This is a genomic window from Curtobacterium sp. MCPF17_011 (assembly GCF_003234145.1).
Lineage (GTDB): Bacteria > Actinomycetota > Actinomycetes > Actinomycetales > Microbacteriaceae > Curtobacterium.
Genome location: NZ_QKSK01000003.1, coordinates 94,677 through 106,772 on the forward strand (window position 1 = coordinate 94,677; position 12,096 = coordinate 106,772).

The window sequence follows — 12,096 nt, forward strand, 5'->3', positions numbered from 1 at the left end:
GTCGTCTTCTGACCCGGAGAGCCTACCGGCGGCGACGTCACCAGCGGGGTGGGAAGATCAGACATGGTCCACCTCGCGAGCGGAGACGCTCTCCGAACGCGTGATGGACCGCTCCGACACTGACCAGGGCTTTCATGGACCGGTCCAAGTCGTGAAACAACCGGTTGTCCGGTTGACAGGACAAAGTTTCTGGGTCACGATCACTTCCACGCGACGACGCGCGATCACGGACGAAGGAGTCACCGACATGGTCGACATCAAACCGGCAGCACCGACTGTGACCTTGCCCCCGGTCGGCACCGGCCCGCACCGCCGCCGCCTCGGGCTGCTGGCGCTGGTCGCCACCTTCGGCGGGCTGCTCTTCGGCTACGACACCGGCGTGATCAACGGCGCTCTGCTCCCGATGAAGCAGGAGCTCGGTCTGACGAACTTCACCGAGGGCGTCGTGACCAGCTCCCTGCTGTTCGGTGCGGCCATCGGTGCCATGCTCGGCGGACGCATCGCCGACGGCTGGGGTCGCCGGAAGACGATCCTGGTGCTCGCGGTGACGTTCTTCGTCGGGACGCTCGCGTGCGTCTTCGCCCCGACGTTCGGCGTGATCGTGGTCGGCCGCGTGCTCCTCGGCCTGGCGGTCGGCGGGGCGTCGACGGTCGTCCCGGTGTTCCTCGCCGAACTGGCCCCGTACGAGATCCGTGGGTCGCTGTCCGGGCGGAACGAACTCATGATCGTGATCGGGCAGCTCGCCGCCTTCCTGGTGAACGCGCTCATCGGCAGCCTCTGGGGAGAAGGCAACGGTGTCTGGCGGATCATGCTCGCCGTGTGCGCCCTGCCCGCCATCGCCCTGTTCGTCGGCATGCTCCGGGTCCCGGAGTCGCCGCGCTGGCTGGCGTCGAAGGGCCGCAACGACGAGGCGCTCGACGTCCTGCGGCAGATCCGCTCCGACGAGCGGGCCGAGGCCGAGATCCAGGACATCAAGCGGAGCAACGAGATCGAGGCGCAGGTCCAGCGCCAGAGCGGCTGGCACACCCTGCTCGGCAACAAGTGGCTGATCCGGATCGTGCTCATCGGTGCCGGCCTCGGCGTCGCGCAGCAGCTCACCGGCATCAACTCGATCATGTACTACGGCCAGACCGTCCTCATCGAGTCGGGCTTCCAGGCCTCCGCGGCCCTCATCGCCAACATCGCACCCGGGGTCATCGCCGTGATCGGTGGCGTCATCGCGATCATGAACATGGAGCGGATCAACCGCCGCACGACGCTGATCATCGGGTTCTCGTTGACGACGCTCTGCCACTTCCTCATCGGCATCGCCTCCGTCGCCCTGCCCGACGGCAACCCCGCCCGCCCCTGGGTGATCCTGTTCCTCGTCGTCGCGTTCGTCGGATCGATGCAGACGTTCCTCAACATCGCCGTCTGGGTCGTGCTGTCCGAGATCTTCCCGACGCAGATCCGCGCGCTCGGCATGGGCATCTCGGTGTTCTGCCTGTGGATCGCGAACGCCTTCCTCGGGCTGTACTTCCCGTCGATCGTCGCCGCGACCGGTATCACCGGCACGTTCTTCGGCTTCGGCATCGTCGGTCTGCTGGCGCTGCTGTTCATCTGGAAGTTCGTGCCGGAGAGCCGCGGTCGCACCCTCGAAGAGGTCGAAGAAGGCGTCACGACCGGCAACATCTTCACCGTCGACAAGGTCGGTCGCCGCACGCACTGACGTCGCGACCCCACGACGGACGGGAGGCCCGGTACCAGCTGGTACCGGGCCTCCCGTCCGTCGTGGGGTCGCGTCCTACGGGCGCAGGAGCACCTTGCCGACCCGGCCCGCGGTGTCGCTCGCGCGGGCGGCGTCGCGAGCGTCCTCGAACGCGAAGGTCTCGGACACGGGCAGCGTCAGCGACCCGTCGAGCACGCGCGTGATGAGTTCGCCGAACAGCTGCTGCTTCGTGTCGGACGGCATCGTGCGGCTGACGACGCTGCCCCAGAAGCCCTTCACGGTGAGCTGGCCGAAGATGACCTTGCCGGACGGGATCTCGAGCGTGGGGGAGGCCATCGCGCCGAAGACGACGAGGGTGGCCTCGTCGCCGAGGACCGAGGCGATGTCGCCCGCGGCCGTCCCGCCGACCGACTCGACGCCGGCGAGGACCGGGGCACCGCCGGTGATGGCGGTCACCTGGTCGCGCCAGTCGTCCGCGTCGGTGGCGACGATGCGCTCGATGCCCTGCTCGCGGAGCTCGTCGACACCGGCGGCGCGACGCACCAGGCCGATGACGTTGATGCCGCGCGCGGCACCGAGCTGCGCGACCATGCGGCCGACGGCACCGTTCGCCGCGTTCTGGATGAGCCAGTCACCCTCGTGCAGGTCGAGCGAGTGCAGCAGGCTGATCGCGCTGAACGGCATCGAGACGAGCTGGGCGGCGGACTCGTCGGGCATCGCGTCCGGCACCGGGATGAGCCCGGCCGCGTCGGCGACGTAGTACTCCGCCCAGACACCGAACGTGCCACCGGCGACCCGCTGGCCGACGGTCAGGTTCGTGACGCCCTCGCCCAGGGACTCGACGACGCCGAGCGCCTCGGTGCCGGACTGGGCGGGCAGGTCGGGCTTGAAGCCGTAGGTGCCGCGGATCGTCCACAGGTCGTGGTTGTGGATCGGGGAGAGCACGGTCCGGACCAGGACCTGGCCGACGCCCGGGGTGGGGACGGGACGCTGCTCGACGGTCAGGACGTCGGCGGGCTCGCCGAACTCCGGGTGGACGACGGCGCGCATCGTGTTCTGGTCTGCCATCGGTTCAGTCCTCCGAGACGGTGATCGTGACGTCGATGTTGCCGCGCGTCGCGTTCGAGTACGGGCACACCTGGTGTGCGGCGTCCGCAAGGGCCTGGGCCTGGTCGTGGTCCATGCCCGGGATGACGACCTCGAGCATGACGGCGAGCTGGAAGCCGCCCTGGCCGTTCGGGCCGATCTGGACGCGACCGCCGACGGAGGAGTCCGTGACCTTGACCTTCTGCGCACGGGCCACGCCCTGCAGCGCGGAGTGGAAGCACGCGGCGTACCCGGCGGCGAAGAGCTGCTCGGGGTTGGCGCCGGCGCCGGAGCCGCCCATCTCCTCGGGGACGGCCATGTCCAGCTCGAGCGTGCTGTTGCTGATCTGGACCTTGCCGTTGCGGCCTTCTCCGGTGGAGAGGGCTTCTGCGGTGTAGAGGACGTCCATGTGGGGTTCCTTCCTTCGTGGGTCTGTCTGGTCAGTCCGCGACCGGGGCGGGCGCTGCCGCCGCTCGGTGCATCGTCTCGGTGAGGCGGTGCAGGGTCGCGATGAGTTCGGTGGCCGACTGCTCGTCGGCGAGGCCGGTGCCGGCGGCGATGCGCGCCGGCACGTGGGCGAGTTCGGTGCGCAGGGCGAGCCCGCGCTCCCCGGGCGTGACGGTCACGACTCGCTCGTCGGTGCTGCGGCGTTCACGATGGACCAGGTCGGCCTGCTCCATCCGCTTGAGGAGCGGGGAGAGCGTGCCGGAGTCGAGCTGCAGGTGGTCGCCCAGGCTCGAGACCGTCTGGTCACCCTCGACCCACAGGGTCACGAGGACCAGGTACTGCGGGTAGGTGAGGCCCCACGGCTCGAGCAGCGTGCGGTACGCCTGGGTCGTCGCCCGGGTCGCTGCGTAGAGGGAGAAGCACACCATCTCGTCGGTCACCGACATGTCCACCACTGTTGCACGCCATCGGGTTGCGCACAACCGAGTGGGGTGGATGTCCAGGCAGGGCGGGCGTCGCCGGGGCCGGTTAGGCTGGCCGGACCGACGATGACCAGCAACGACCCAGCCTCCGCACCGACGACGACCCCAGCGATCCCGCGAGTCGGCTCCTCGGCGTCCCACGGCAAGACGATCCTGATCGGCGAACACGCCGTGGTCTACGGCGCACCCGCCCTCGTCCTGCCGGTGACCGACGTCCGGGTGACCGCCACCGCGAGCCCGCTGCCGGCCGCTGATGAGCACACGCTCGAGTCGACGGTGCACACCGGGCCGCTCGGACTCGCGCCCGCCGCCGTGCTCCCGACCGTCACCGCGGTCACCGCGACGCTCCGACACCTGGCCCGGCACGGCCACGCCGACGCCGAGGGCACCCCGCTCCACGTGCTCGTCGACAGCCAGGTCCCCACCGCGCGAGGGATGGGCTCGAGCGCGGCCGTCGCCGCCGCCGTGACCGCTGCCGTCGCGGACGTGTTCGGCGTCGCGCTCGACACGGACAGCCACCACGAGCTCATCCAGGAGTGCGAGCGCGTCGCCCACGGCCGCCCGTCGGGACTCGACGCGCGCGGGGTCGTGGCCACGGAGCCGGTCTGGTTCGCGGACGGCGTCATCGAGCCCGTGCAGGTCACCGGTCGGTTCGTCTTCGTCGTCGCCGACACTGGCGTGCCGGGCCACACCCGCGAAGCCGTCGCCGCCGTCCGCGGTCGCCACGACCGCGCCCCCGCCGCGGTCGACGCCGTCCTGGACCGGATCGGCTCGCTCGCCACGACCGCGCGGGGGACACTCGGCGACGGCGACGCCCAGGCCCTGGGTGCCACCATGGACGCCGCGCACGAACTGCTCACCACCCTCGACGTGTCGAGTGCGGACCTCGACCGGCTCGTCGGCGCCGCACGGAAGGCGGACGCCCTGGGCGCGAAGCTCACCGGCGGTGGCCGCGGCGGATGCGTCCTGACGCTCGCCGCCGACGACGAGCACGCCGTCCGCATCGCGACCGCACTGCGCAGCGCCGGCGCGACCGCCACCTGGACCACCTCGATCGGAGCCCGTGCCTGATGACCTCCACCGCCGTCGCGCACCCCAACATCGCGCTCGTGAAGTACTGGGGCAAGGCGGACGCCGACCTCGCGCTGCCGGCCACCGGCAGCGTCTCGATGGGCCTCGACGTCTTCCCCACCACGACCTCGGTGACCCTGGCCGACCAGCGGGAGCACGACGCCTTCACGTTGAACGGCCGCGTCGTCGACGACGGCGCACTGGTGCGGGTCGAGCGCTTCCTGGACCGGGTCCGCGAGCTGGCCGGATCCGACGCCCGCGCCGTCGTCGTCTCGGAGAACACCGTGCCCACCGGCGCCGGACTGGCCTCGAGCGCGTCGGGCTTCGCCGCCCTCGCGGTCGCCGCCGCCGACGCGTACGGCCTCGACCTGTCGCCGCGCGACCTCTCTCGGCTCGCCCGACGCGGCTCCGGTTCGGCCACCCGGTCGATCCCCGGCGGGGTGTCGGTGTGGCACGCCGGCGACGACCAGGCCTCGTTCGCCGAGACCGTCCCCGCGCCGCCGATGGCCATGGTGGTCGTCACGATCGACGACGGCCCGAAGGAGATCGGCTCACGGGAGGCCATGCGCCGCACGATCGCGACCTCGCCGTTCTACCCGGCCTGGGTGAGCTCGACGACCGTCACCGTGGACGACATGCTCGCCGCGTGTGCCGCCGGGAACTTCACCCGGATCGGCCAGCTCACCGAGAGCAACGCGCTCCGCATGCACGCCACGATCGAGGGCGCGTTCCCCCCGATCCGCTACCTGAACAGCCGGAGCGTCGCGGTGTTCGACGCCGTCGCCGCGATGCGTGGCGAGGGGCTCGAGGCGTACGCCACCGCGGATGCCGGCCCGAACGTCGTCGTGCTCTGCCGTCCGGAGGACCGTGCCCGCGTGGCGGCGGCCCTGGACGGGTTCGGAGCCGTCATCGAGTCCGGCACCGGACCAGCCGCAGGGCTGGTCCGCTCCGAAGGCACGGGGGAGAACCCCGAGGCAGAGGAGAGCACCGCGTGATCGAGTTCCGAGCCCACGGCAAGCTGTTCGTGGCGGGCGAGTACGCCGTCGTCGAGCCCGGACAGCCGTCGGTGCTCATCGCCCTCGACCGGGCGATCACCGCACGCGTGAGCGAGGGCCACGGCGCCGGCAGCGTGCACTCCGAGGAGTACGGCAACCTCCCGCTGACCTGGACCCGGGCCGAGGACGGCCTGGCGCTCGACCGCGAGCACCACCCCTACGACTACGTGATGGCGACGATCGACCTGGTCGAGAAGCTCCGTGCGGAGCTCGGGATCGCGCCGCGGTTCCACGACCTGCGCATCGAGAGCCAGCTCGACGACGCCAGCGGCCGGAAGTTCGGTCTCGGGTCCTCCGCCGCGGTGACCGTGGCGACCGTCGGGGCCCTCGACCGCTTCTACGGCCTCGGACTCTCGCAGCGCCGACGCTTCATGGTGGCGCTGCTCGCGACGATCCGTGTCGCACCGCGTGCCTCCGGCGGCGACCTCGCCGCGAGCACGTTCGGCGGCTGGCTCCGCTACAGCGCGCCGGACCGCGAGGTCCTGGCCGGCCTGCTCGACGAGCGCTCGGTCTCGTCGATCCTCGACGACGACGAGGCCTGGGCCGGCTTCGACGTCGAGCACCTGCCCGCCCCGACCGACCTGCGCCTATTGGTCGGCTGGACCGGTTCGCCGGCGTCCACCACGAAGCTCGTCGGCGTCGTCCGCCGACACCGTGACGGCGACTACGCGGCGTTCCTCGATGCCAGCCAGGCCTGCGTGGACGACCTGACCACGGGCCTCCGGACCGGCGACGCGGATCGCGCGCTCGGCGCGCTCCGACGCGCGCGCGGGCTGCTGCAGGACCTCGGGACGTCCGTCGGGTCGCAGATCGAGACCCCGCGGCTGGCGACCCTCTGCGACGTCGTCGAGGCCGCCGGTGGTGCGGCGAAGCCCTCCGGCGCCGGCGGCGGCGACTGCGGCATCGCACTCGTCCCCGCGGACAGTGACACGGCCGACATCTTCCGCGCCTGGGAGGCGCACGACATCAGGCACCTCAGCGTCGCGGTGCAACCCGAGGAAGGGACCACGCGATGACCGACCTGCAGACCCCGATCCCCACGAAGTGGGTCGGACCGATCCGCGTCAGCGGCAACGCCGTCGAGGGTGAGCACGAGGTGCCCCTCGCCACGTACGAATCGCCGCTCTGGCCGTCCGTCGGCCGTGGCGCCCGGATCTCCCGCATGATCGAGGGCGGCATCGTCTCGACGGTCGTCGACGAGCGGATGACCCGGTCGGTCGTCGTCCGTGCCGCCAGCGCCGCCGCCGCGCACATCTCCGCCGGCCGGATCCTGGCGCGCCAGGCCGAACTCGAGGCCATCGTCGTCGGGCAGAGCCGGTTCGCGAAGCTCATCGAGGTGCACCCGGAGATCGTCGGGGACCTGCTGTTCCTGCGCTTCGCGTTCACCACCGGCGACGCGTCCGGGCACAACATGGTGACGCAGGCCGCGGACACGCTGCTGCCCGCGATCCTGGCGTGGGAGCCGGAGCTGCGGTACGTGTCGATCTCCGGCAACTTCTGCTCCGACAAGAAGGCGACCGCGGTGAACGGCATCCGCGGTCGTGGCCGGAACACCATCGCCGAGATCGTGATCCCGGGCGAGATCGTGGAGAAGCGCCTGCGCTCGTCCACGGAGCGGATCGTCGAGCTGAACACCGCGAAGAACCTGGTCGGCTCCACCATCGCCGGGGCGCTGCGCTCGGCGAACGCGCACTACGCCAACATGCTGCTCGGCTTCTACCTGGCCACCGGACAGGACGCCGCGAACATCGTCGAGGGCTCCCAGGGCATCACGCTCGCCCAGGCCCGCGGCGACGACCTGTACTTCTCGTGCTCGCTGCCGCACCTGATCGTCGGCACCGTCGGCAACGGCAAGGGCAACGACCTGCCGGTGGTGGAGGACGCCCTGGTGCGCCTCGGCTGCCGGGAGGACCGCGAGCCCGGTGCCAACGCCCGCCGTCTGGCCGCACTCTGCGCCGCCACCGTGCTGTGCGGGGAACTCTCGCTGCTCGCCGCCCAGACGAACCCGGGCGAGCTGATGGCGGCCCACGTCGCCATGGAACGCCGCGGACACCGACCCGAAGGAGCCTCGGCATGACCGCCCGGCACCCACTCGCACTGGGCATCCACGACCTCGCCATCGCGACGGGGCACCACGTGCTCGACCTCGACGACCTCGCCGCCGTGAACGGTGTCGATCCGGCGAAGTACCACGTCGGCATCGGGCAGGACGCGTTCAGCGTGCCCGCCCCGGACGAGGACATCGTCACGATGGGTGCCGCCGCCGCGAAGGAGGTGCTGGACCGCCACGGGGTCGACGGCATCCGGACCGTGCTGTTCGCCACCGAGTCCGGGGTCGACCAGTCGAAGGCCGCCGGCGTGTACGTGCACGGACTGCTCGGTCTGCCGCGCAACGTCCGCGTCGTCGAGCTGAAGCAGGCCTGCTACGGCGGGACCGCCGCGGTGCAGATGGCCCTCGGCATCATCGCACGCGACCCGCGCGAGCGCGTGCTCGTCATCGCCGCCGACGTCGCCCGCTACGACGTGGAGACCGCCGCCGAGCCGACGCAGGGTGCCGGTGCGGTCGCCATGCTCATCGCCGCCGACCCGGACCTGATCGAACTCGAGCCGCAGTCCGGCCTGTTCACGGCGGACGTCGACGACTTCTGGCGGCCGAACGACCGCTCCACCGCGCTGGTCGACGGCCGGCTGTCGGTCACCGCGTACGTCGACGCCTTCATCGGAGCCTGGGACGACCTGGCCTCGCGAGGTGGCCCCGGCATCGAGGCGATCGACCGCTTCGTCCACCACCAGCCGTTCACGAAGATGGCGATCAAGGCGCACCGGAAGCTCGCCCAGCACGTCGACGTCCCGTTCGAGGAGACCGAGCTCGCCGTCGGTTTCACCTACAACCGCCAGACCGGCAACACGTACACGGCGTCGCTCTGGATCGCCCTCGGTGCCCTGCTCGACCTGGACGACGACCTGGCCGGTGCCCGCATCGGCATGTTCAGCTACGGTTCCGGCAGCGTCGGCGAGCTCATGACGGGCGTCGTGCGCGACGGCTACCGCGACCACCGCCGGGACCGACGGGTCACCGAGTTGTTGGCGGCCCGGGTGCCGCTGTCGGTCGAGGCCTACCGCGAGTTGCACGCTGCCGGTGCCGCGACGAGCGAGGACGTCGAGCGTCCCCGGGTGACGGCGGCGCCGTTCCGCTTCGCGGGGGTCACCGGTGGCGCTCGGCACTACGAAGCGACCGGGAACGGATCGACGACGGCCAGCTGAGCGGGTCTCGTCCGATCCGTGCCAGTGCCAGTGCCGGTGCCATCCGCCGTGCGCGGCCACTGTGTGCGCGATCCGCGGATGGCCGGACCGGCGTGCTCGCCGTGCGGATCCCGACGTACCGTTCGGTCACGAGCAGCACCGCGACAGGGTGTGGTGCGGAGACCAGGGAGGCGTCATGGGCGCGCACCGAGCACCGCAGACCGGGGAGGCGTCATGACCCGGCACGAGACACATCCCGGTCTCGCGCCGGCGACGTCCAGGAACCACCGCGAGCAGCAGTGGATACCGCCGTTCCGCGACCTGATGTGCAACACCGTCGACGTCGTCCAGACCCAGTTGGTCCGCGGCGCACCGTTCGCCAGTGCCGGAGCGCGTGGGCGCGAGCGGGTCGCGGTGCTGTCGGTCAGCGGACTGGGCTGACCTGCGGAGGAGGGGGCTCCCGGTCGTCAGTGGAACCAGGCGGACCGCCCCTCCGCTGGGTCCCGCACGTGGTGCGCGCTACGAGACCGGGCTGCGCTCGTCGCGTTCGCGTTCCGTCTCGTGCACCACGGTCGACGGCAGCGCGGCACCGGGCAGGAACTCGCCGCTCGGCGCGACGGCCACGCCGGGGACGTCCGCATCGAACGCTGCCGCCGTGGCAGGGCTCAGCGTGTCGGGTTCGTCGTGGTGCAGGTGGATCGGGTGCACGAGACGACAGTAGCGACCGTCGCGGCGTCCCACCAGCCGGTGCTCCGCTGGCTGATCCGGGTTGCGCGGACCGCTTCCGACGGTGATCGGGCGTGACGATGATGGAGATGTGTGGGGCAACGGCCACGTCTTCATCGTCAGGCAACAGTGTTCATCACGCGCGGCGACGCGGCGGTGTCAGCGTCCCGAAGGGCACCGGGGGATGCACTCGTACGCTGATGCGTCTGCACGCCTCCGCTGGGGCGAGGGCGCGCTCGCCCGGGCCGACGTGGAGTGGGTCAGCCGAGGGCTCGCTCCCGAGTACGACTTCTCGATGAAGCGCATCATCTGACCATCGGCGCGGTCGACGGTCTCGCTTACCCGTACGAGCCGCCACCGTCAAGCCCTGTTCGAGGGGCATCTGCTCGCCTATCGTCCATGATGTGCGTTCGGCGTCCGAGCGGCACGTGACCGAGAGGACCCGGGATGACCTCCATCGATGATCGTTCCACTCGCTCCTCGACCAGGACCGAGACGCCCGTTGCCGTCCGCATCGAGGCCGCCGGGGACGCGCCCGACGCGGCGGTCCTCGACCTCAGTGGCCTGTACTCCGGTCGGGGATGGGCTGCGCGGGCGACGGAACGGCCCTTCAGCTACCGGTACTCCGCCATCGGTGACGCCGATGTGACCCTTCGTCGCTCTCAGATCAGCGGGCGCATCCGCGGCACCATCCCGGCTTCCGACGAGTACATCGTCCAGTGGCTGACCGCCGGGCGCGGCGTCCCGGACGTGCTCCAGGACCGGGTACCGATGTCCGGGGACGTGCCGATGCTGTTCCCGACTGCACGGGAGTTCGTCTTCGAGTACGAGGAGTACGACCAGCGCGTCGCGCACATGTCGAAGCGGCTGGTGCACGCCGTCGCCGATGAACTGTTCCACACCGGGCAGGTCGCCGATCTGGGCCTCGATCATCTCCGCACGCTCGACCCGGGTGCCGTGGCCCGGTGGCGCAACAGTCTCGCGCTGCTCTCCCGTGAGCTGAAGGTCGGCGGCGTCGACACGCTGCTCTGGCACACCCTCACCCGCGGCACCGCGGCAGCGTTCCTCCGGATGTACCCGCCGACGGTGCTCGCTCTGCCTCCCGAGGTGCTCCTGCCCCGGCGAGCCCGCCTCCGCGCAGCCGTCGAGTACATCCACGAGCACGTCGCCGACCCGATGACCGTCGCCGACATCGCGGACGCCGCGGGTCTCAGCGTGCGTGCGATCCAGGAGGCGTTCCAACGCGGCCTCGGCCAGACACCGATGCGGTACCTGCAGCACGTGCGGCTCGACCAGGTCCGGCGGGAGCTGCTGCAACTGGAGTCCTCGACGACGACGGTGCAGGACGTTGCACGTCGGTGGGGCTTCGCGCACCTCGGTCGGTTCTCCGCCGCCTACCGGATCGCCCACGGGGAGTACCCGCGGACCACACTCCGGAGGTGACCGTCGCGGTCACGGTCGGGTCGCCGTGGCACTTCCGGGAGCAGCGGCTGAACCGATCGGTTCGGGTACGATCTGGAGCCCACCGTTGCTGTTGATCGACCGTTTCAGGACGTCGATCCACGCCTCGTTCACCGCCGGAGGCCTGCTGCCCTCGAACTTGAACCGCAGGCTGACGGTCGGGAAGATCCAGATGGTGCTGCGACCGTCTCCTTTCGCGACGGGCTCCTTCCAGGAGAACGCGAAACTCTCCTGGCGTCGCAACTTGCTGATGATGACGATCTGGAGGTGCGCGAGGGTCCGGTCGTCCATCTGGATCTCGGCAGTCTGACCGTCGTAGGTCAAGTAACCCATGGGGCTCTTCTCTCAGGTGGTGGTGCTCGGTCCGGTCGGTGGTGCGGCCCGGCTCGCTAGTCGGCGTCCGACCACAGCGGACCCATGTCGTGCTCGGGATCACCGACGGCGAAACCATCCGGAGTGCGCGTGTCGTGTGTCTGGGGGAGCGGACCCGTCGGCCGTGCTGCGTCCAGCAGTCGGACGGCGTCTGCTGAGCTGATGACCCAGGTCATCGTGGCGGTGACCGTCGCGGTCGTGCCGTCACTGAGGTCGTCCGCGATGAAGTTCACCGCGACCTGACTGATCTGCTCGGCGTGGACGGCGACGCCCTTGATGCCGTCCACGATCGCTCGGTCGTCGTACGGGAGGTTCGAGAGAGCCATGGGTGTCCGATCCGTTGCGCAGGGGTGGTCCGCGACCTGCTGCGACGGAGGGAGGGTCCCTCGTGGCCGTGCACGGCACAGGAGATCGTCGCTCGTGCTCCTGGGAGTCGACACATGCG

15 protein-coding genes are annotated in these 12,096 nt (G+C 70.8%); 9 read left to right on the forward strand and 6 right to left on the reverse strand.

The genetic code is table 11. The annotated features are described in order from the left end of the window. Positions 1 to 247: 247 nt before the first annotated feature. Complete coding sequence (locus DEJ25_RS04910; RefSeq protein WP_110904216.1) at positions 248 to 1,708, forward strand: sugar porter family MFS transporter; 1,461 nt, start codon at positions 248 to 250, stop codon at positions 1,706 to 1,708. Between the two features lie 75 nt (positions 1,709 to 1,783). On the opposite strand, the gene DEJ25_RS04915 is transcribed toward DEJ25_RS04910, so the two are convergent. Genes DEJ25_RS04915 through DEJ25_RS04925 form a run of 3 tightly spaced genes read right to left on the reverse strand, consistent with a single transcriptional unit; the run spans position 1,784 to position 3,687 of the window. Next, entirely contained in the window at positions 1,784 to 2,758 is a 975-nt protein-coding gene (locus DEJ25_RS04915) for a zinc-binding dehydrogenase (protein WP_110904901.1), read from the reverse strand. A gap of 22 nt (positions 2,759 to 2,780) precedes the next feature. After that, entirely contained in the window at positions 2,781 to 3,203 is a 423-nt protein-coding gene (locus DEJ25_RS04920; RefSeq protein ID WP_111043968.1) for an organic hydroperoxide resistance protein, read from the reverse strand. A gap of 31 nt (positions 3,204 to 3,234) precedes the next feature. Next, the gene (locus DEJ25_RS04925; RefSeq protein ID WP_258366419.1) at positions 3,235 to 3,687 is read right to left on the reverse strand and encodes a MarR family winged helix-turn-helix transcriptional regulator; all 453 of its coding nucleotides are present in this window, start codon (positions 3,685 to 3,687) and stop codon (positions 3,235 to 3,237) included. Between the two features lie 102 nt (positions 3,688 to 3,789). Between DEJ25_RS04925 and mvk the strand changes: the two genes are divergently transcribed. The 6 genes from mvk (at position 3,790) to DEJ25_RS04955 (ending at position 9,533) form a co-directional block, all read left to right on the forward strand. Then, the gene (gene mvk / locus DEJ25_RS04930) at positions 3,790 to 4,794 is read left to right on the forward strand and encodes a mevalonate kinase (protein WP_111044094.1); all 1,005 of its coding nucleotides are present in this window, start codon (positions 3,790 to 3,792) and stop codon (positions 4,792 to 4,794) included. Then, positions 4,794 to 5,789, forward strand: a complete 996-nt coding sequence (gene mvaD, locus DEJ25_RS04935; protein WP_258366420.1) for a diphosphomevalonate decarboxylase — start codon at positions 4,794 to 4,796, stop codon at positions 5,787 to 5,789. The genes mvk and mvaD overlap by 1 nt, the downstream gene beginning before the upstream one ends. Next, positions 5,786 to 6,865, forward strand: coding sequence for a phosphomevalonate kinase (locus tag DEJ25_RS04940; protein ID WP_111043969.1), 1,080 nt, complete (start codon positions 5,786 to 5,788; stop codon positions 6,863 to 6,865). The genes mvaD and DEJ25_RS04940 overlap by 4 nt, the downstream gene beginning before the upstream one ends. Next, positions 6,862 to 7,926 (forward strand): hydroxymethylglutaryl-CoA reductase, encoded by a 1,065-nt coding sequence (locus tag DEJ25_RS04945; RefSeq protein WP_110904866.1) that lies wholly within the window; start codon positions 6,862 to 6,864, stop codon positions 7,924 to 7,926. The genes DEJ25_RS04940 and DEJ25_RS04945 overlap by 4 nt, the downstream gene beginning before the upstream one ends. Next, on the forward strand, positions 7,923 to 9,113 hold the full coding sequence (locus DEJ25_RS04950) for a hydroxymethylglutaryl-CoA synthase (protein WP_110904867.1): 1,191 nt from the start codon (positions 7,923 to 7,925) through the stop codon (positions 9,111 to 9,113). Before DEJ25_RS04945 ends, DEJ25_RS04950 begins: the two co-directional genes overlap by 4 nt. Positions 9,114 to 9,326: 213 nt before the next feature. After that, on the forward strand, positions 9,327 to 9,533 hold the full coding sequence (locus DEJ25_RS04955) for a hypothetical protein (RefSeq protein WP_110904868.1): 207 nt from the start codon (positions 9,327 to 9,329) through the stop codon (positions 9,531 to 9,533). A gap of 78 nt (positions 9,534 to 9,611) precedes the next feature. Here DEJ25_RS04955 and DEJ25_RS04960 read toward each other — a convergent pair whose 3' ends face one another. Further along, entirely contained in the window at positions 9,612 to 9,800 is a 189-nt protein-coding gene (locus DEJ25_RS04960) for a hypothetical protein (RefSeq protein ID WP_146236823.1), read from the reverse strand. Positions 9,801 to 10,002: 202 nt separating this feature from the next. Here DEJ25_RS04960 and DEJ25_RS16955 point away from each other — a divergent pair, with 202 nt between their 5' ends. Next, positions 10,003 to 10,131: a hypothetical protein gene (locus DEJ25_RS16955; RefSeq protein ID WP_258366314.1), complete on the forward strand. Its 129-nt coding sequence runs from the start codon at positions 10,003 to 10,005 to the stop codon at positions 10,129 to 10,131. A 134-nt stretch (positions 10,132 to 10,265) separates the two neighbouring features. Beyond that, positions 10,266 to 11,261: an AraC family transcriptional regulator gene (locus DEJ25_RS04965; RefSeq protein ID WP_110904870.1), complete on the forward strand. Its 996-nt coding sequence runs from the start codon at positions 10,266 to 10,268 to the stop codon at positions 11,259 to 11,261. 9 nt (positions 11,262 to 11,270) lie between these two features. Here DEJ25_RS04965 and DEJ25_RS04970 read toward each other — a convergent pair whose 3' ends face one another. Together DEJ25_RS04970 and DEJ25_RS04975 are read right to left on the reverse strand one after the other, a co-directional pair. After that, positions 11,271 to 11,612 (reverse strand): ATP-dependent DNA ligase, encoded by a 342-nt coding sequence (locus DEJ25_RS04970; RefSeq protein WP_110904871.1) that lies wholly within the window; start codon positions 11,610 to 11,612, stop codon positions 11,271 to 11,273. Between the two features lie 56 nt (positions 11,613 to 11,668). Beyond that, on the reverse strand, positions 11,669 to 11,977 hold the full coding sequence (locus DEJ25_RS04975) for a hypothetical protein (protein ID WP_110904872.1): 309 nt from the start codon (positions 11,975 to 11,977) through the stop codon (positions 11,669 to 11,671). Positions 11,978 to 12,096 lie beyond the last annotated feature (119 nt).

What these genes read in the sequence shown, in the direction of transcription:
- DEJ25_RS04910 (WP_110904216.1), top strand. Translation starts at nt 248, where the DNA reads ATGGTCGACATCAAACCGGCAGCACCGACTGTGACCTTGCCCCCGGTC.
- DEJ25_RS04915 (WP_110904901.1), bottom strand. Translation starts at nt 2,758, where the DNA reads ATGCGCGCCGTCGTCCACCCGGAGTTCGGCGAGCCCGCCGACGTCCTG.
- DEJ25_RS04920 (WP_111043968.1), bottom strand. Translation starts at nt 3,203, where the DNA reads ATGGACGTCCTCTACACCGCAGAAGCCCTCTCCACCGGAGAAGGCCGC.
- DEJ25_RS04925 (WP_258366419.1), bottom strand. Translation starts at nt 3,687, where the DNA reads ATGTCGGTGACCGACGAGATGGTGTGCTTCTCCCTCTACGCAGCGACC.
- mvk (WP_111044094.1), top strand. Translation starts at nt 3,790, where the DNA reads ATGACCAGCAACGACCCAGCCTCCGCACCGACGACGACCCCAGCGATC.
- mvaD (WP_258366420.1), top strand. Translation starts at nt 4,794, where the DNA reads ATGACCTCCACCGCCGTCGCGCACCCCAACATCGCGCTCGTGAAGTAC.
- DEJ25_RS04945 (WP_110904866.1), top strand. Translation starts at nt 6,862, where the DNA reads ATGACCGACCTGCAGACCCCGATCCCCACGAAGTGGGTCGGACCGATC.
- DEJ25_RS04950 (WP_110904867.1), top strand. Translation starts at nt 7,923, where the DNA reads ATGACCGCCCGGCACCCACTCGCACTGGGCATCCACGACCTCGCCATC.
- DEJ25_RS04955 (WP_110904868.1), top strand. Translation starts at nt 9,327, where the DNA reads ATGACCCGGCACGAGACACATCCCGGTCTCGCGCCGGCGACGTCCAGG.
- DEJ25_RS16955 (WP_258366314.1), top strand. Translation starts at nt 10,003, where the DNA reads ATGCACTCGTACGCTGATGCGTCTGCACGCCTCCGCTGGGGCGAGGGC.
- DEJ25_RS04965 (WP_110904870.1), top strand. Translation starts at nt 10,266, where the DNA reads ATGACCTCCATCGATGATCGTTCCACTCGCTCCTCGACCAGGACCGAG.
- DEJ25_RS04970 (WP_110904871.1), bottom strand. Translation starts at nt 11,612, where the DNA reads ATGGGTTACTTGACCTACGACGGTCAGACTGCCGAGATCCAGATGGAC.
- DEJ25_RS04975 (WP_110904872.1), bottom strand. Translation starts at nt 11,977, where the DNA reads ATGGCTCTCTCGAACCTCCCGTACGACGACCGAGCGATCGTGGACGGC.